Origin of the sequence: uncultured Campylobacter sp. (genome assembly GCF_905372745.1) — a bacterium.
GTDB lineage: Bacteria > Campylobacterota > Campylobacteria > Campylobacterales > Campylobacteraceae > Campylobacter_A.
This window is the reverse complement of record NZ_CAJPQR010000042.1, coordinates 1-18253: the sequence shown is the minus strand read 5'-3', so window position 1 is coordinate 18253 and position 18253 is coordinate 1. Positions and strand designations below refer to the sequence as shown.

At 46.1% G+C, this 18253-nt stretch carries 16 protein-coding genes, 1 tRNA gene and 1 pseudogene; 15 read left to right on the top strand and 3 right to left on the bottom strand.

Features of this window, described 5'->3' with window-relative positions; translation table 11 throughout:
* Nucleotides 1–368 precede the first annotated feature (368 nt).
* A complete protein-coding gene (locus QZ157_RS09655; protein ID WP_295144970.1) occupies nt 369–962 on the top strand; it encodes a hypothetical protein in 594 nt (197 codons plus the stop codon).
* Nucleotides 963–1894: 932 nt separating this feature from the next.
* Nucleotides 1895–2272 (top strand): rhodanese-like domain-containing protein, encoded by a 378-nt coding sequence (locus tag QZ157_RS09650; protein ID WP_295144967.1) that lies wholly within the window; start codon nt 1895–1897, stop codon nt 2270–2272.
* A gap of 192 nt (nt 2273–2464) precedes the next feature.
* Here QZ157_RS09650 and QZ157_RS09645 read toward each other — a convergent pair whose 3' ends face one another.
* Nucleotides 2465–3562, bottom strand: a complete 1098-nt coding sequence (locus QZ157_RS09645) for a CinA family protein (protein ID WP_295144964.1) — start codon at nt 3560–3562, stop codon at nt 2465–2467.
* Nucleotides 3563–3683: 121 nt separating this feature from the next.
* Between QZ157_RS09645 and ileS the strand changes: the two genes are divergently transcribed.
* The 9 genes from ileS to QZ157_RS09600 all read left to right on the top strand — a co-directional run bounded on the left by ileS (nt 3684) and on the right by QZ157_RS09600 (nt 14275).
* Nucleotides 3684–6440 (top strand): isoleucine--tRNA ligase, encoded by a 2757-nt coding sequence (gene ileS / locus QZ157_RS09640; RefSeq protein ID WP_295144961.1) that lies wholly within the window; start codon nt 3684–3686, stop codon nt 6438–6440.
* A gap of 96 nt (nt 6441–6536) precedes the next feature.
* Entirely contained in the window at nt 6537–7895 is a 1359-nt protein-coding gene (gene gatA, locus QZ157_RS09635) for an Asp-tRNA(Asn)/Glu-tRNA(Gln) amidotransferase subunit GatA (RefSeq protein ID WP_295144958.1), read from the top strand.
* A 3-nt stretch (nt 7896–7898) separates the two neighbouring features.
* A complete protein-coding gene (gene guaB, locus QZ157_RS09630; RefSeq protein ID WP_295144956.1) occupies nt 7899–9347 on the top strand; it encodes an IMP dehydrogenase in 1449 nt (482 codons plus the stop codon).
* Nucleotides 9347–10447 (top strand): homoserine O-acetyltransferase, encoded by a 1101-nt coding sequence (locus tag QZ157_RS09625; protein ID WP_295144953.1) that lies wholly within the window; start codon nt 9347–9349, stop codon nt 10445–10447. Before guaB ends, QZ157_RS09625 begins: the two co-directional genes overlap by 1 nt.
* Nucleotides 10440–10634, top strand: a complete 195-nt coding sequence (gene xseB / locus QZ157_RS09620) for an exodeoxyribonuclease VII small subunit (RefSeq protein WP_002948190.1) — start codon at nt 10440–10442, stop codon at nt 10632–10634. The genes QZ157_RS09625 and xseB overlap by 8 nt, the downstream gene beginning before the upstream one ends.
* Entirely contained in the window at nt 10627–11433 is an 807-nt protein-coding gene (locus tag QZ157_RS09615; RefSeq protein ID WP_295144950.1) for a carbon-nitrogen hydrolase family protein, read from the top strand. The genes xseB and QZ157_RS09615 overlap by 8 nt, the downstream gene beginning before the upstream one ends.
* A gap of 942 nt (nt 11434–12375) precedes the next feature.
* The gene (locus QZ157_RS09610) at nt 12376–13026 is read left to right on the top strand and encodes a hypothetical protein (protein WP_295144948.1); all 651 of its coding nucleotides are present in this window, start codon (nt 12376–12378) and stop codon (nt 13024–13026) included.
* Nucleotides 13027–13050: 24 nt separating this feature from the next.
* On the top strand, nt 13051–13689 hold the full coding sequence (locus QZ157_RS09605) for a hypothetical protein (protein WP_295144945.1): 639 nt from the start codon (nt 13051–13053) through the stop codon (nt 13687–13689).
* Nucleotide 13690: 1 nt separating this feature from the next.
* The gene (locus QZ157_RS09600) at nt 13691–14275 is read left to right on the top strand and encodes a hypothetical protein (RefSeq protein ID WP_295144942.1); all 585 of its coding nucleotides are present in this window, start codon (nt 13691–13693) and stop codon (nt 14273–14275) included.
* Here QZ157_RS09600 and QZ157_RS09595 read toward each other — a convergent pair.
* Together QZ157_RS09595 and ppk2 are read right to left on the bottom strand one after the other, a co-directional pair.
* Nucleotides 14272–14529, bottom strand: coding sequence for a hypothetical protein (locus tag QZ157_RS09595; RefSeq protein ID WP_295144940.1), 258 nt, complete (start codon nt 14527–14529; stop codon nt 14272–14274). The two genes, QZ157_RS09600 and QZ157_RS09595, sit on opposite strands and share 4 nt — an antisense overlap.
* Nucleotides 14530–14582: 53 nt before the next feature.
* Nucleotides 14583–15410 (bottom strand): polyphosphate kinase 2, encoded by an 828-nt coding sequence (ppk2, locus tag QZ157_RS09590; RefSeq protein ID WP_295144972.1) that lies wholly within the window; start codon nt 15408–15410, stop codon nt 14583–14585.
* 120 nt (nt 15411–15530) lie between these two features.
* Between ppk2 and dsbD the strand changes: the two genes are divergently transcribed.
* The 4 genes and pseudogenes from dsbD (at nt 15531) to QZ157_RS09575 (ending at nt 18169) form a co-directional block, all read left to right on the top strand.
* Nucleotides 15531–17411: a protein-disulfide reductase DsbD gene (gene dsbD, locus QZ157_RS09585; RefSeq protein ID WP_295144937.1), complete on the top strand. Its 1881-nt coding sequence runs from the start codon at nt 15531–15533 to the stop codon at nt 17409–17411.
* Nucleotides 17412–17757: 346 nt separating this feature from the next.
* Nucleotides 17758–17831, top strand: a tRNA-Gln gene (locus QZ157_RS09580).
* 95 nt (nt 17832–17926) lie between these two features.
* Nucleotides 17927–18046 (top strand): annotated as a pseudogene (locus tag QZ157_RS10635) (hypothetical protein); the annotation flags it as partial.
* Nucleotides 18047–18169 carry a hypothetical protein gene (locus tag QZ157_RS09575; RefSeq protein ID WP_295144934.1) on the top strand — a complete coding sequence of 41 codons (123 nt, stop codon included), beginning with the start codon at nt 18047–18049 and terminating at the stop codon, nt 18167–18169.
* The last annotated feature ends 84 nt before the right edge of the window (nt 18170–18253 follow it).

Genomic DNA, 18253 nt, shown 5'->3' with positions numbered 1-18253 from the left:
TTTTTATTTATTTTTTTATTACGAATTTATCATTTTTTTAAGCTTTATTTTATGGTGAAAGCGCTAGTTGTACCTGAAAAAACGTAGATATATATAAATTTTGGTATTAAATCAGATCTTAAGCTAAACTAGCTATATATGCTTTCAAAGCATCAAAAATTTGTAAGATATTTTCGTTTTATTTTATCATTGAGACTATTTTTTATTAATAAACTTAAAAAAAGATACTAATATTATCCTATAAATTTAAGCTAGTATTTATTTAAATTTACACGAGCGTTGTCGAACCGAACCCAAAAGCGGATAAATTTAATGTTAGTTCTAAATATATTTAGATAAAATATTCCAAAAATTTATAAAGGAAAAAGATGCAAACGAGCTTTATGAGGCATCTAAACACAGCAAAAGCGCTGGGCATGGCGTCTGGGATTTTGGTTATTTTAAATTTACTCTCACAAGAGATGGTTTTACCAAAAAGCCTCTTTGATATCGCAACGAGCATGCGCGTAGCGATGCTGTTCGTCTCCGTTATCTGCCTTTACGGCGCGATATCAAAGGTAAACAAACTTGCAGGCGGAGGCGTGTTTAAGCTTTACCGCATTTTTATCGCTATTAGCAGCGTGATGATTTTGCTAAGCTTTAGCGCAAACTACGCTCCCGCCAGCACGCATAAGGTTCTATTTTTCGTCATTTGCGCCGTGGCGTTGCTTGCGTTTTTGCTTTGGATAAAGATAAATTTAAAACTCGGCGTCGTCACGCAAAACGCCCTATTTTCAGGCTACGCGGTGCTTTGCGTAGTCGGCACGCTTATCGCCTCGGCGCTAAAGTTTTTGCTTACCAAAGCCCTGCGCGACCCTTATCCTATCGAGCTTGCGGTGCTTGGCATCTACCTAGCGCTAGGGTTTATCTACGTACTTGCCTGGTCGAGAGTAGATCACGTCGAAAATCGCAATCAAGACTGAGCAGATCCCGTCAAATTCGCATTTCAGGTAAATTTAGACGACAAAAGCGGAAAATCGCGCGATTATGCTAAGCTCGTTTAAATTTAAGCAAAGCTAAATTTAAATTTATCATAAATCCATAAATTTAAACTAGCGACGACTTTAAATTTAACTCCGCAAAAGCCTAAATTTAACCCAAAACCGTTTGATGCTATCGTTAATTTCAGCTTGTTTCTTGGCGCGTTTTTGTCGGCTTAATACTAGGGCAGTATGTAGCGCAATTTTCATATTTTTACGGGCGCTTAGATGCAAAAAACGCGTAACCTTAAAAAAGCTAAAAGTTGCGGGCAAGTACCGCCGCTAACGCAAAAACATCCTAATATCAAGCATCTAAAAGCCTAAAAACTGCGATTAACGATTCCAAAAAACGGCAATAAACGCAAGCAAAAAAGGCGAGGTAAAAATTCACTTTAAAACTAAATTTAACCCCAAGTCGCCTAATAAAGCGCGCCGTGCAGGTAATGCTGCAGCCCAGCAAGGCGAATTTACCGCAAAATAATAGTTGCCGCAACCAAGGCAGCTACGATAACCGCCGTTAGAAGTAAAATTAGCAGACCGAGCATTGCGCGCCCGGGCATAAAAGCTCGCATCGCTGCGGCCTCGGTCGCCGAGTGAGGAAAAAACGCGATCCTAAAAATAAGGCAAAACCGGAGAATTTATAATTTTATAATCGACAAAAATCGCTATGGCCGCGTTTTAAAATTTGCTAAAACTACGCCTTGGATAAAGCGGCGATTTAAACAAAAAGCGCAAATTTATGTTTTATTTTTTTCATTGACGTAAATTTGAGATTGCGTCGTCTTGGCTCATAAAAAATTTAGGAGTGACTTTATAATGACAAAATGTTTAAAATTCGGTGCTAATATTTGCGCCACAAAATTTAAGGAGAAAAAATGAGAAAGTTTATACTTTTAGGAGCGGCTGCAGCGATGGCTTTTGCTGAAATTACTACGGTGCAAGTTAGTCCCGAGGCGATAAAAAACTACGAGCAGATCGTAGATATCAGAACGCCTTCTGAATGGGCGGAAACGGGCGTGATAAAAGGCGCAAAGACCATCACTTTTAACCCCGCCGACAAAGATAGCTTTTTAAACGAACTAAAAGCCAATCTCGATTTAAAAAAGCCCGTCGCGCTAATTTGCAGGAGCGGGCGTAGAAGCGCTGCGGCGGCTATGGCTATAGATTCGCCGGAGCTAAATATAATAAATCTTGACGGCGGCATGAGCAGCCTAATAAATCAAGGCTACGAAACCGCGCCGTATCAAAAATAATCCGCAAATTTACTTTAATCCGCTAGACCTAAATGCGCTAAATTTTAAGTCTAGCGCAGCTGATTTATGCTCTACTCGCGCGCAAGACGGCGGCAAATTTTAAACTTACTGCCGTTTTTTGCAAATTTAATACAACAAAACGCATCTGCTTTAAATTTTAGCGAGCGTAAATTTCACCAAATTTGACCAAATTTACGCTAAAAACAGCCTCGGCTTTAGCTTTAGCAAGCAAACATACGCAGCCAGCGCGCTTTGCTCTCTTATGTAGTTGCGGTCTCCGTTTAAATTTAGCCTTTCGATGATACGCTCGCCGTCCTTTGCGTAAGCTCCTACAAATACCGTCCCCACGGGCTTTGTCTCGCTACCGCCGTCAGGCCCCGCGATACCGCTGATAGCTAGAGAAAAATCCGATTCGCTCGCCTTTAGCGCGCCTTTTAGCATCGCCATCACGCACTGCTCGCTCACCGCGCCGTAGGTTTGTAAAATCTCATCGCTAACGCCCAGCCAGTCGCGCTTCATCTTATTTGCGTAGGTCACTAGCGAGCCGTTAAATGCAGCCGAAACCCCCGCAAAAGCGCCGAATTTTGCCGCAGCAAGCCCCGCAGTGCAAGACTCGGCAAAGGTTAGCTTTAGCCCGCTTGACATAAGTACGCGCGCTACGTGAGCCGCGACGTCTTCGCCTTCAAAAAATTTGCCCGAAAAGAGATTTTTCGAGCCGTTTATAAAGCCGCCGATTTGACCGAATTTATTCGCTTCTACTCTGATTAACGCCAAATTTGATAAAATTTGAGACGAATAAATCTGCACCTCGTATGTTTTAGCTAGCGGTTCGAGTAGGATTTTCGCGCTCTCCTCGTCAAAGTCTACTAAGTGAAAATATCCGAAATCGCGCTGCGTTTTGATCTCTATGGCGGGCAATTTTTGATTTGCGTCGGCTTTTATTAAATTTACGTAAGTTTGGTCTAATCTTACTAAAAAGCTCTCGTCGCTAAAGATTTCTGCTCTACTGGGAGCTAGCATCTGAGGGGATTTTAGCTCTAAAACGTCGCCGCTAAGCGTAGCTAAAATTTTAGCCGCGACGGAGTAGTTTTTACTCGACGCAAATATACAAAGACCGTCCGAGCGCGCACAAAGATGCTCGATGATAAACGGCAACTCCTTGTCGCTTTTGCTAACAAACCTAAACTCGCCCAACTCGCCGAAATGCCGCTTGTAAGCGCAAATAATATAATCTAAAAAAGGCGCGTTTACGCCGATATCTTCGCCGATGATCAGTAGTGCGTTTTTCACTGTTTTCTCCTTTAAAAGCTAAAAATATCTTACATAAATTTAGCTTAAAATAGCGTTTTTTCAGTAGCGTTTAATCGCCGTTTGGATAGAATCTACCAATTTTTTACTTCAAGGCGAACCTATGGATTACAAAGATACGTTATTGCTTCCAAACACCGAATTTCCCATGCGCGGCAACCTGCCCGAAAACGAACCCAAACGCTTAAAATCGTGGTTTGACGATAGAAAAATCTACGAAAAAATGAAAGCCAAAAGGCAAAAAGCCGCTAAAAGCTTCACTCTGCACGACGGCCCTCCCTACGCTAACGGCAACATCCACATCGGACACGCGCTAAACAAAACCCTAAAAGACATCATCTTAAAAACGCACTATTTCTTCGGCGAAAACGTGAGATTTACGCCTGGATGGGACTGCCACGGGCTACCGATCGAGCAGCAAGTCGAGGTAAAACTGGGCGATAGGAAAAAAAGCCTCAGCAAAACGCAAATCCGCGAGCTTTGCCGCGAACACGCGAGAGAATTTATCGGCGTGCAAAAGGAGAGCTTTAAACAGCTAGGCGTCGCCAGCGACTGGGACGATCCGTATCTGACGATGAAATTTAAATTTGAAGCCGAAATTTACAAAACGCTTTGCAAAGTCGCCAAACGCGGACTTTTGATCGAGCGAAGCAAGCCAGTGTACTGGAGCTGGGCGGCTAAAAGCGCTCTAGCCGAAGCCGAGGTCGAGTACGAGGACAAAGAAGACTACAGCATCTACGTCGCGTTTAAGCTAGGCGAAGAAGCTGCGGCTAAAGTAGGCGCAAAAGACGCCAGCGCGGTTATCTGGACGACCACGCCTTGGACGCTACCGGCAAACCAAGCCATCTCGCTAAATCCAAATGAAATTTACGTTTTAACGGCTGAAAATTTAATATTTGCCAAAGAGATGCTTGGCGAGCTGGAAAAAGAAGGGCTAACTAAGGGCGAAATTTTAAAAGAATTTGCTTCGGCAGAGCTAGAAAACCTGCACGCGGTAAATCCGCTAAACGGCAGAAAATCGCTATTTATCCTAGGCAATCACGTCACGATGGACGGCGGTACGGGTCTAGTTCACACTGCCCCGGGGCACGGCGAAGACGACTACCACGTGAGCCTAAAATACGGCATCGAAGTCATCATGCCGGTTGATGAAGGCGGATTATACGACGAGACGCTAAAGGCGAAAAAATTATTTCCCGAGGACGTAGTAGACGAGCTAATCGGCATGCATATCTTTAAAGCCAACGAGAAAATTTTAGAGCTTCTAGGCTCAAATTTGCTAAAAGCGAGTAAATTCGTCCACTCCTATCCGTTTTGCTGGAGGACACATAAGCCCGTTATTTACCGCGCTACCAAACAGTGGTTTATCGCCATGGACGAGCCGAAAATCGAGGGCAAAACGCTACGAGAAGTCGCGCTAAAAGAGCTTGAAAACGTCAAATTTTACCCTGCAAGCGGCGTAAAAAGGATAGGCTCGATGATAGAAAATCGTCCCGACTGGTGCATCTCGCGCCAACGCGACTGGGGCGTGCCGATAGCGTTTTTTAGGCATAAGGATACAAAAGAGCCGATATTTGACGATGAAATTTTAGATAACGTCGCGGCGATATTCGAGCAAAAAGGCGCGGACGCGTGGTGGGATAGCGAGATAAAGGATCTCTTGCCGTCAAACTGCAAATACGACCCGCAAAATTTAGAAAAAGTTATGGACATCCTAGACGTCTGGTTTGATAGCGGCTCGACGTGGGCTGCGGTGCTAAAAAGCGGCGACTACGATGCTGGTAGCTATCCTGCTGATATGTATCTAGAGGGTAGCGATCAGCACAGGGGCTGGTTCCAAAGCTCGCTACTGCTAAGCTGTGCCGCGCAAGGACGAGCGCCGTATAGAAGCGTACTCACGCACGGCTTTACCGTCGATGAAAACGGTCAAAAGATGAGTAAAAGCAAGGGCAACGTCGTGGCTCCGGCTGACGTCGCTAAAACCTACGGCGTGGAAATTTTACGCCTTTGGGTTGCGCTTAGCGACTACTCCAGCGACCTAAAAATCAGCGAAAACATCCTAAAACAAGTAAGCGAACAATACCGAAAAATACGCAATACTATAAGATTTCTACTAGCCAACGTAAACGATCTAGAAGATATCGAAACGTCAAATTTCAACATCCTAGACCGCTGGATACTAAGCCGCGCGAAAAAAGCATTCGACGAGGCCGAAGCGGCGTTTAGAAACTACGATTTTTCAAAGGGCTTTAGCCTGCTGATGAATTTCTTAAGCGCCGATTTAAGCGGCATATACCTTGATATCTGTAAAGACCGCTTATACTGCGACGCCAAAGACAGCGATACGCGCCGCTCGGCTCAAAGCGCGATGGCGCTAATCACCAGAGCGCTACTGCCTCTCATCGCTCCGACGCTAACGTACACCGTAGATGAGGCGATGGACTATGCGCCTAAGATCATAAAAAACGGCACGACCGACGCCTTTGATCTAGAGTACGCGCCGCTAGATTTTGAGTTTAACGTAGACGACGAGCTGCTAGTGGCTAGCCGCGAGAAGTTTTTCGAGCTAATCGACGTACTCAAAAAAGATAAAAAGATAAAATCGACCTTAGAGCTAGTGTTACAAACCAGCTCAAATTTGATCCTAAGCGAAGATATAAACGAGATCAGCGACTGGTATATGGTTAGCGACGTCCAAAGCCTAGACGGCAGCGACGGCCTAGCCGAATTTGACGTCAGAAACGATAAATTTAAGCTTGTTTTATCAAAACGCTTCAAATGCCCTAGATGCTGGAAATTTACCGCTAAGCACGACGGCGAAACCTGCCCTAGATGCGAAAAGGCGCTAAATGCTCTCTGAGCCTGTTAGCTTTGGCTTCGTAGCGGCGACCATCGCGGCCATCCTCGCGGTCACAGCCGCGGGTATCGTAGCGGTAAATAAATTTAAGGATAAAAAATGATAACTTTAAAGCAAGCTCTAAAGCTAAGCGTCGGCGAAATAGCCGAGCTTAGAAACGAGCTGGAAAAGAAAATTTTCGCAGATAAAGAACTTGGCGCTTACGTCGAGCAGCTGGCAAATTTGCCGCTTGACAAACTGGGTGCGGGCGTGCCGATCGCCATCAAAGACAACATCCAAGTAAAAGGCTGGAGCGTCACGTGCGCGTCTAAAATTTTACAAGGATACGTAGCGCCTTATAACGCGACCGTCGTCGAAAAGCTGCTAGCCTCAGGTTTAGCGCCGTTTGGCCGTACGAATATGGACGAATTTGCCATGGGAAGCACGACCGAGAGCAGTTACTACGGCAAAACGCTAAATCCCCTAAACCGCGAAAGAGTACCGGGCGGCAGCTCGGGCGGCTCGGCGGCTGCGGTAGCGGCGGGGCTAGCGGTTGCAGCCCTTGGCAGCGATACGGGCGGCTCGATACGCCAGCCTGCGGCATTTTGCGGATGCGTCGGGCTAAAGCCCACCTACGGGCGCGTTAGCCGCTACGGTCTTGGCGCTTACTCCAGCTCGCTCGATCAAATCGGCCCTATAACGCAAAACGTAGAAGACGCCGCGATCCTATACGACATCATTGCTGGCCACGACGATAGAGACAGCACGAGCGCTGATATAAAATTTGAGAGCGTCGCAGACAAGCTAGACTCAAACAAAAAACTCGCGATCTGCGTAATCGAAAACTACGTAAACGAGGCCTCGGAGGAGACTAAAAAAGCGCTTTTAAAAGCGGTCGATATTTTAAAATCCGCAGGCCATAAAATAATCTATAAAAATTTAGAAAACTCAAAATGCGATATCGCAACCTACTACATCATCGCCACCGCCGAAGCCAGCGCGAATCTCAGCCGCTACGACGGAGTGAGATACGGACGCAGGGCGGAAGCCAAAAATTTAAAAGAACTTTACGTAAATTCGCGCTCGGAGGGGTTTGGCGAAGAAGTGAAAAGACGAATCTTGTTAGGCACTTTCGTGCTTAGTAGCGGTTATTACGACGCGTATTACATCAAAGCGCAAAAAGCTCGAGCCTACGCTAAAGCTAAATACGAGCGAATTTTGAGCGAATGCGACCTCATTTTTATGCCCGTCGCTCCTCGCACGGCGTATAAATTCGGTGATCTAAAAGATCCGCTAGAGGCCTATTTATCGGATATTTACACGATCAGCGTAAATTTAGCCGGCTTACCCGCCATTTCGGTTCCGGTGGCTAAGGACGCGGACGGACTAAACGTCTCGGCTCAGCTCATCGCCAAAGCGTGGGATGAAAAAACGCTGTTAGAGGGCGCTCTTAGCCTTGAAAATTTAATAAAAGGATAAAAGATGAAGATAATTAAGCGAGCTTTGACCTTCGAGGATGTTCTTTTGGTGCCTCAGTATTCTGAAATTTTGCCTAAAGAGGTCGATATAAAAACAATGTTTAGTAAAAACGTCTCGCTAAACATCCCTCTCGTCTCAGCCGCGATGGATACGGTAACCGAGCATAGAGCAGCTATCATGATGGCGCGTCTGGGTGGTCTTGGCGTCATACACAAAAATATGGATGTCGCATCGCAGGTGCACGAAGTACGCCGCATCAAAAAAAGCGAGAGCGGCGTGATATTCGACCCGATCTCCGTTAGCCCCGACGCTACCGTAGGCGAGGCGCTCGATCTCATGGCCGACCTTCATATCTCGGGCGTTCCGGTCGTGGATGAGAATAAAATTTTAATCGGCATTCTTACCAACCGCGATTTGCGCTTTGAGACAAACAGAGGTACTCCCGTAAAAGATAGGATGACTAAAGCCCCGCTCATCACAGCTCCAAAAGGCTGCACGTTAGACGAAGCGGAGAAAATTTTCCACTCAAACCGCGTAGAAAAGCTCCCCATCATCGATAGAGACGGGCGCTTAGAGGGTCTCATAACCATAAAAGACCTAAAAAAACGCAAAGAGTATCCAAACGCCAACAAAGATAAGCTAGGCCGTCTAAGAGCCGCCGCAGCCATCGGAGTAGGACACTTTGAGAGAGCTCGCGCTCTTACCGAAGCCGGCGTAGACGTCATCGTTATCGACTCCGCGCACGGACACTCAAAGGGCATCATCGACACTCTAAAATGGGTCAAGGCGAATTTAAACGTGGACGTCGTAGTCGGCAACATCGCGAACCCAGCCGCCGTTAAAGACCTAGCACAAGCAGGCGCTGACGGTATAAAAGTAGGCATAGGGCCCGGCTCTATCTGCACCACTCGTATAGTCGCAGGCGTAGGCGTACCGCAAATTTCAGCCATCGACGACTGTGCAACGCAGGCTAAAAAATACGGCATCCCGGTTATCGCAGACGGCGGTATAAAATACTCCGGCGACCTAGCTAAAGCCCTAGCCGCCGGCGCTAGCTGCATCATGGTCGGTAGCCTGCTAGCAGGCTGCGACGAGAGTCCAGGAGAGATGATAACATTCCAAGGACGCCAGTATAAAACCTATCGCGGCATGGGTAGCATCGGCGCGATGACCAAAGGCAGCAGCGATAGGTATTTCCAAGAAGGCACTGCGCAAGATAAGCTCGTGCCTGAGGGCATCGAGGGCCGCGTGCCGTATGCGGGCTCTATAAAAGACGTCGTGCATCAGATGGTGGGCGGCTTGCGAAGCTCGATGGGTTACGTGGGCGCAAAGGATATCGCGGACTTTCAAGAAAGAGCCGAGTTTGTGGAGATCACGAGCGCGGGACTAAAAGAAAGTCACGTCCACGACGTAGTAATCACGCAAGAAGCCCCTAACTACAAAGTCAATTAGTGCTAAATTTAAAAACCGGCAAGGTAAAATTTAATGAGCCGCTTTATCTCGAAAGCGGCCGAATTTTACCCGAATTTGAACTTGCTTACGAAACTTACGGCGAGCTAAACAAGGATAAAAGCAACGTCATAGTCGTATGTCACGCGCTAACCGGTAGCCACCACGCCGCAGGCAGATACGAAAACGAGCAGAAATTCGGCTGGTGGGACGCGCTAGTGGGCGATGACAGGGGCATAAATACGAGCAAATTTTTCGTCATCTGCGTAAACATCCTCGGCTCGAATTTCGGCTCGACAAATCCGCTCAGCATCGAAAAAAGCACGGGTAAGCAATATCGTTTGCGCTTTCCGGTGCTAACCATCAGCGACGTCGTAAAGGCACAGATAAGGCTTTTTAAGCACTTAGGTATCGAGCGAGCGCATGCGGTCGTGGGCGGCAGCCTAGGCGGTATGCAGGCGCTTTGCTTTGCGATCGAGTTTCCAAATTTTGCTAAAAACGTCATCATCCTAGCCAGCACCTATCAATGCAAGGCCTGGGCGATCGCGTTTAACAAAATCGCGATCGAGGGCATCCTGCGCGATCCAGGTTTTAAAGACGGGCAGTACGACGAAAACGACATCGCCGCGCAGGGGCTAACCGGCATGGCGCTAGGACGCATGGCGGGGCACATTAGCTTTCTTTCTCCTAGCTCCATGGACTCCAAATTCGGCCGCAACTACGTCGAAACCGACGGTCTTTACGAGCTTACGGGGCGGTTTCAGGTCGATCGCTATATGGAGTACAACGGCCGCGGCTTTCCTAAGCGCTTTGACCCGCTGAGCTACCTTTATATCGTAAAGATGATGAATATCTTTGACTGTACGCGCCACTACGACGACCTAGCGCACGCTCTTTCGCCTATTTGCGCCAAGGTTACGCTGGTCGCATTTAGCGGCGATATGTTGTTTCCGCCAAGCTGCATGCGCGAGATGCACAAGACGCTGCAGGGTATCGGCAAGGCGTGCGACTACCACGAGATAGATAGCGACTACGGCCACGACGCGTTTTTGGTCGAAGTAGATAAATTTGAAAAAATCATAAAAAAGGTTTTAGATGAGTGAAAATTTAAGCGAGGATTTTGAAAGCAAACTCGCCAAAGCAAATGAAATTTTAAAACAGCTCGGCGATGAAAATTTAAGCCTAGAACAAAGCGTCAAGCTACACAAAGAGGGCAAAAAGCTACTCGAGGAAGCTGACAAAATCCTGCAAAACGCAAAGCTAGTGGTAAAGGACGCGGACGATGAGTAGCGCGGCCGTTTGCGCCTTGCAGCTGCCGACTCAGCCCATGAGCGAGTCGAGGCTGGATTATTATTTTAGGATTTGCGCGGATGAGGGCGCTAGGCTCGTGGTGCTCGGAGAGTACGTGCTAAATAGCTTTTTTAAAGAGCTTGAGCTTATGCCAAAAAGCCTCATTAAGGAGCAAAGCGAGCGCAAAAAGCACGCGCTTGCGGCAATGGCGCAAAAATACAATCTAGAAATCCTAGCCCCGCTCGTACTACCCAAAGGCAAAGGTTTTATCAAGGTTGCGGCGAGATTTAGCCCCGCGTCCTCGCGCTTTTACGAGCAGCAGATCCTGATGCCCTACCCGCACTGGAACGAGGCGAAATTTTTTGCCAACAAGACCGAGGGCGAGCTAAATTTGCCCGTATTTAGTTACGAGAAATTTAAAATCGGCGCGATGTTTGGTTTTGAGGCGCACTTTGATGCGGCGTGGGCCTATATGGCGCGCAAGAAAGTCGATGCCGTCGTAGTTCCCACCGCGTGCACGTTTTTTAGCGAGTCGCGCTGGGAGGAGCTGCTAAAGACCCGCGCCTTTACGAACAACGTCTATGTTTTACGCGTAAACCGCGTCGGCAACCACAAGGCCGCTAGCGGCGAACAGTGGAGCTTTTACGGCGATTCGATGCTGATTAGCCCCTTTGGCGAGGTGGTTTCGCGCCTAGGCAAAAACGAGGAGATGATGGTGGCAAAACTCGAAAAAAAAGAACTGAGCGAAGCCAGAAAGACTTGGGAATTTTCTAAAATTTTAGAAAAAAGATTTAAGTAGCGCTTAAGTGAGCTTTTGATTTATGGCGGTTAGGTCCGCTGTTTGCTTATGCTTTAGCGTAGCGTTTGTCTTTTTGCGCTGCACTTATAAATTTACCGTAGATAAATTTCGGCGCGGCAGTATTACGTTTCATTTTTAAAATTTATATATCGTTAATCTTTTATTTTAGTCTTAGATTTGATATTTATAAATATAGCGCCGAATCAAAATGAGTTATGGAAAATTTAACACAGATCGCCAAAAAGGCATAGACGGCGCAAATAGAACTAGCTAAAATCAGTTAAGAGGACTGTCCTAATAACAAGCCAATAAGCTCAGGAAGCTCAAAACGCGGCATATACTAAAGTAAAAGGCTAGAAGCGCGTTTCTAGTCTTTATTTTTTGCGTTATTTGCCGCTAAATTTAGCCTAAAATACGTCAAATTTGACGCTTTAAAATTTACAAACATCCAAATTTTGCCAGCGTCCTTTGAGCCGCAAATTTAGCCCCATCTAGCCAAAATGTCTGCGTTTATAGCGTAGTCGCCACTCCCCCTCCAAAAAACACAACACGCAAGCGTTTTTTAGCTAGTTAGCCGGGGTCAATTTTGCGATTTATCGCTCTAAAATATTTTTTAAACGGCATAGAAACGTAAGTAAAATACTAAAACCGTTTAAAATAACGCTCTTGCCGCGCCAAGACTCAAACCTAAACCCATACAAAAAATTTTTGCCTTTTTCGCGGCGTTTAAATTTATAAATTTTAGGGCGGCGTCTAAATTTAGTCTGAGCTTTTAGGGCTCTTGGTTTAATCTCGCCTTTTTATGGAGCTTAGCTTAAAATTTCCAAAGCAGCTTAAATTTAATAGTCATTTAAAACAAATTTATGTATATTCTCTATTTTACGGGTCGCAAATTTATAAATTTAAAGCCAAAAACGACCCGAGCGCGACAAAGGAGCAAGGTTGAAAATAAAATTTAGCGAAGCCAAAACCCAAGGCATCGTCGGTGCGGTTTGCATTTTAGCGGCAAACGCTAGCTACCTGGCGGGCGATTGGAATATATTTTGGCTGATTCATATTTTTGCGTGGCTGCTTGCGCTAACATCTTTTAACTACGCCCTAGCCCACGCCCAAGACTTATCGGGCGCAAACGTTTTTAACCTCTTTAATAACGCCTACAACGGCTTTTTAACGGCTATTTTATGCCTCATCGCGCTCTACGTCCTTGACGAAAATTTTCTCGACGTCATATTTTACGCCCTGCTTCCGCTAGTCGCATTTGCCGTAGCGGTCTCGTGGATTGCTGTAAATTTTAAGCTATCCCGCGCGCTAAACCGCGTCCTTTTTCGCGTCTATGGATGGGCGTTTGCCGTAAACGTCGCCGTAAATGCCGCATACTACGCACTAGAGGCCGCCTGGCCCAGCCTAATCTTGCCCGTAGCTAAATTTAAAACCCACGTAGCCGCGTCCCTTGATCTTGCGGCCTCGTGCATTTTGCTTGCGGCATGGATCAGCGTGGGTAAATTTAGTAACGAAAATAGAGTAAATTTAAACGAAACAGGCGCAAACGCAGAGGAGCTAGAGCCTGAATTTATGCCGCCAAAACCCAAATAAACAAATCTAAGCAAAAGGAAAAACGTGCAAGAAATATCATATAAACAAAAAGTCCTAAAAGAAGCCAAAAGGCAAGGCATAATATCATGCTGGTTTTTTCTAGCCAACTTTGCCGCATCGTTTTTGATAGCGGTTTACAAAGCCTTTACGCAACCCCATACTTTAAAGCAACTGCAAAACTTAGAACTGATAGATAGCGTGATCACCAACCTAACGACGCTAGCGGCTACTATTTATATTTGGTTAGCGATTAAAAAACTGGCCGATATCTATGACACCGATGTCTATGAAATCTTCATAAAAGCCGTAATCGCGGTCGTACTAGCGATTTTTCTCTTGTTAGCGCTTGGTCTAGAAGGAATAACGCCGGGCGCCGTCAAAGCCGTTAGCTACGTATTAGTCGGTATCGGCATATATTTTTTTATACTCTGGTTTAAGCTAAATTTCGCTCTAGCCAAAATCACGAATAATAAGCTTTTTAAGACTTACGTATTTTTTGCTATCATTAGCGCCGTCGTCGGAGGAGCGATAAAAACTCTAGCGATGTTTGGCTTTTTTGAAGGAGGTGTATATATGTTAGCCGCGGCGTTAAGCATCGCGATACTCTACGTACTACCGACTGCGTTTTATCTATACGCCTGGACTATGATAAAGGAGGAATAAGATGAGAGAAAACGAACAAAATTTGACCGAAGACAGAGCCCAAACAGTAAACAACGCAAAAAATTTAGGATTTTTAGCGGCTATTTGCATGTCGCTTACGATTTTGTCATCTTACATTGTAGTTTTTTCGCCGCAGTTTCAGGACAGAAACCATTGGGTACTCGGGACTATAGGCACAATCGCTTGTTTTTATGCGGCTTTTAAAGCGCTTCAGCCTCTATGCGAGACGAATCTCGTGCGGCCGTTTCATGCGAGTTGGATTTTTTGGGTTGTTATGGTGGCAACGGCATATTTTAAGGAAAGATTTTATAGCGCCGAGTTTATGCTTATATTTTTTACATTATTTACTTTGTCGGCGATTTCTTGGACGATTTTAAATTTTAGGTTGGCGCGCGTCACGCAAAATCCGCTGTTTAAAATTTATGCCTACATGTTTATACTCTCGGTTTTATCCGGCTACATCGCGGTTTTTGCAAAAGCGCAAATCGGCAGCGCGCTCCACTGGACCAATATCTTGATAACGGCGACGTCTCAGGGTTTACTAGTTGGCGCATGGTACGACGTGGATGATGTGGATGACGTTTAAATTTGGCTATAAAATGCGCGAGTAACGGCTCTGCGCGGTTTAAATTTGATCTGCCGAGCGCCTAAAATTTGGCAAATTTGAGTTAAATTTTTAGCTCCGACCGGCTTTGTTAAATTTGCCATAGCGCCGCTCGCAAATTTGTTTCCGTAAAACAAGCAAGCGCCGATTTTACCGCCGTTCATATCAAAAAGGTGCGGGTTTGGTCGCCCGAGTATAAATTTAACTGCCGAGTCAAATTTGACACATTTAGGCAAATTCGCGCGAGGCCGTTTGCCGCGCCGCACGTCAAATTTGACCCAAACTCGCCCTACCCGTTCATCTTAGATAGCTTCTCGTTTTTGAGGTTTGCCTCCATCTGGCGTATCTCCTCCTCGCCGCTTCTTACGACGTTTTCGTCGCACTCAAAGTTTTTGGCGTCTATTTTTTTCGGGTATTCGACATTTGCTAGGATGTATCTAAAAAGGTTTATGCGAGCCTGCTTTTTGCTATCTGAAACGATGATCGTCCACGGACAAAAAGGCGTATTTGAGGCTAGTAGCATCGAGTACTTGGCGATGGTGTACTGATCCCAGAGCTCCTGGCTTTTTTCATCCACTGGGGAGATTTTAAACTGCTTGAGCGGGTCGGTGAGGCGCTCTTTGAAGCGCTTTTTTTGCTCCTCTTTTGAGACCGAGAGGTAAAATTTAAAGAAAATGATGCCCGAGTTTTTGATCATCTCCTCAAATTTAGGCACCTCGCGTAAAAACTCCTTGTGTTCCTCCTGCGTGCAAAAGCCCATCACTGGCTCGACGCCTGCGCGGTTGTACCACGAGCGGTCAAAGATCACGATCTCGCCAGCGCTTGGTAAATGCGCGACGTAACGTTGAAAATACCACTGCGAGCGCTCGACGTCGCTCGGCTTTTCAAGCGCCACGATGCGGCAACCGCGCGGATTTAGATGCTCGGTTAGGCGCTTTATCGAGCCGCCCTTGCCCGCCGCATCGCGCCCCTCGATGATGATGAGTACGCGCAGACCCTGCTCTTTTACGTGATTTTGAAATTTTAAAAGCTCGATTTGCAGCTTTCTAAGCTCGTGCTCGTAGTCGAATTTTACGCTATCCGTGCCGTTTTTACTCACTCTAAACCTCCTTTGGATATTTTTAAAATGTTACTATCAAATAATTAAAATTTAGCTAAAATATGCCTCTTAATTTAACATTTAACGCTGACTTTATGGGAGCTTGTGTAAAATACGATAAAAATTTCAAGGAATATTATGATTTTTAGGATGATTTTTGCGGCGATTTTGACCTGTTGCGCTATGTTTGCCGAACCGCTTTCGGTCAAAGAAGCCTTCGGTCTCACCGCGCACGCCGACGACCAAAACGTCGAGTTTAGATTCGCCCCTGCGCCAAATATCCACGTCTACAAAGACAGTCTCGCGGCAAGCCTAGGCGACAAAAATTTAAACTCGCATCTAAACTTCCCAAAAGGCGAAATTTACGACGAACGCGAAGTTTATACGGGTAAATTTAGCCTTTTCGTGCCGATAAATTTGCTAAAAGGACTTATCGGCGGCGAAAATTTCACTCTAAAGCTCGAATACCAAGGTTGCGCCAAAGACGGCATCTGCTATCAACCGCAAGTACTCAAATTTGGCGTCAAAAAGGGTCTTGGCGGCTACTCCGTCGCGCAGATCATAGAGGCAGCCGAGCCTGAATTTGCCGGCTCGCAGGCGCCGCTTTCCGAGCAAGACTCCATCGCCGCAAGCCTTAGCAGCGCAAATTTCCTCCTATCGCTCGCTACGTTTTTTGGCTACGGATTGCTACTCTCGCTCACGCCTTGCATCTTTCCGATGATACCGATCCTTTCATCTATCATCGTCTCAAAGCAAGCTAGCAGCGCACAAGACGGCAAAAACGGCGCCGTAAATTTAAGCGCGGTAGACGAAAACTCGGTCAAATTTGATAGCGACAACCAGCACGCTAAAAAGGGCAAAACCAAAAACTCGCGTGCTACGAGCGGCTTTTTCCTCTCTGTCGTCTACGTTTTTGCGATGGCATGCGCCTACGCAGTCGCGGGCGTGGCAGCTAGCGTCTTTGGCTCGGGCGTGCAAAGCGCGCTGCAAACCCCGGCCGTACTGATCGGTTTTAGCCTCGTTTTCGTCGCGCTCGCGCTTTCGATGTTCGGACTTTACGAGCTTCAGATGCCCCTTGCCATGCAAAACGCGCTTAACAAAAAAGCTCAAAGCAAAGGCGGAATAATCGGCGTTTTTGCGATGGGATTTTTATCCGCGCTCATCGCTAGCCCCTGCGTCGCCGCACCTCTTGCGGGCGCGCTGCTTTACATAGCGCAGAGCGGAAACGCGCTTTTTGGCGGGCTTGCGCTATTTACGATGGGGCTTGGCATGGGCGTGCCGCTACTGCTCATTGGAGCAAGCTCGGGTAAAATTTTACCGCGGCCGGGCGCTTGGATGGACAAAATAAAGACTATTTTTGGCTTTATCATGCTGATAATGGCGGTTTGGCTGAGCGCGCGCGTGATGGGTGCTACGGCGGAGATACTGCTTTACGGCGTTATCGGCGTGTTTGCTAGCGTATTTTTCGGAGCTTTTGATGCGACAAGTAGCGAGCAAAGCGGCGGCAAAAAACTACTAAAAGGTGCGGCGCTATTAGCCTTTATCTACTCCGTCTTGCTGATCGCGGGCTCGTTTTCGGGCGCTAAATCAGCGCTAAATCCGCTCGAAGGTTTTAAAAATGCAGGCGGCGCAGGCGTAAATTTGAGCAAAAACGAACCGAATTTTATCGCCGTCTTAAATTTGACCGAGCTAGAAAATGCGGTAAAAAGCTCGTCTAAACCCGTGCTAATCGACTTTTATGCGACTTGGTGCGCTAGCTGTAACGAGCTTGACGAGATTACTTTTAAAGACGAAGCCGTGCTAAAAAAGCTAGAAAATTTTACTCTTTTGCGAGTGGATGTGACGAAAAATAGCAATGATGACGCACAGATAATGAAAAAATTCGGACTCATCGGACCGCCTGCGATCCTATTTTTCCGTGCAGGTAGCCACGCGCAAGACGAGCTAAAAAACGCGCGACTCATCGGCTTTTACCCGCCCGAAAAGTTTTTAGCGCATCTTGAAAATTTCGGGCTGTGAAATTTACGAAAACGCGGTGCTTGTAGGAAAATTTAGAAGTAAATTTGGCCTAGTTTTTGTTCTGTAGTCAAATTTGGCGTTTAAATTTTGCGAATTTAAATCCGGTCAAATTTATGCGGCGATTTTATCGTATTAAATTCGGAAACGTTTTTTAATGCGGTTAAATTTGCTTCCGAATTTTGACCGCAAGAATTTCCACCTTTACTCACGAATATTTTTGCGGTGCTGCCAGCGACGATTGCAAGCTCATTTTACCGCGCTTTGATGATTTTTTACGATTTTATCCTCAAAATTTGAAATAATTAAAGCTGATTTAAATTTCGCTCGCTATAATTTCGCCTATCGTTACCCTGTAGTTTAGTGGTAGAACTGCTGACTCTGGATCAGCTAACAGAGGTTCGAATCCTTTCAGGGTAACCAGATTTATGGAAAAATGCTTCAAAACATCGTATTCTGACCAATCTTTATAAGCGCTACCGTCACTTACTGAGCCGTTACGACAAAAAACTCACTAAATTCGCTCACCATACAAGCTTATAAAAACCTATTTCGTCGCTTTTCGCAAATTACGAAGTCCAGCCGACAATAAAATCAAAAGGCTAAATTTAGGAGACTTCCCTGAATTTAGTTTGGCCATGGCACGTAAGGAGAGATTTAAGCTGGAGCAAAAGGCAAGAGACAGCATCGACGTCAAGCATGGGAGCGAGATAAACGAGCAGGCAAATTTTAAAAACTCGCGCAAAGATGGCTCGAAATAAAAGCCCCCAGCGTAGAGCCAAATACCCTATATAGAGATAAAAGGCTGCTTGAGATGTATGCCTATCCGTTTTTTTTTTTTTTTT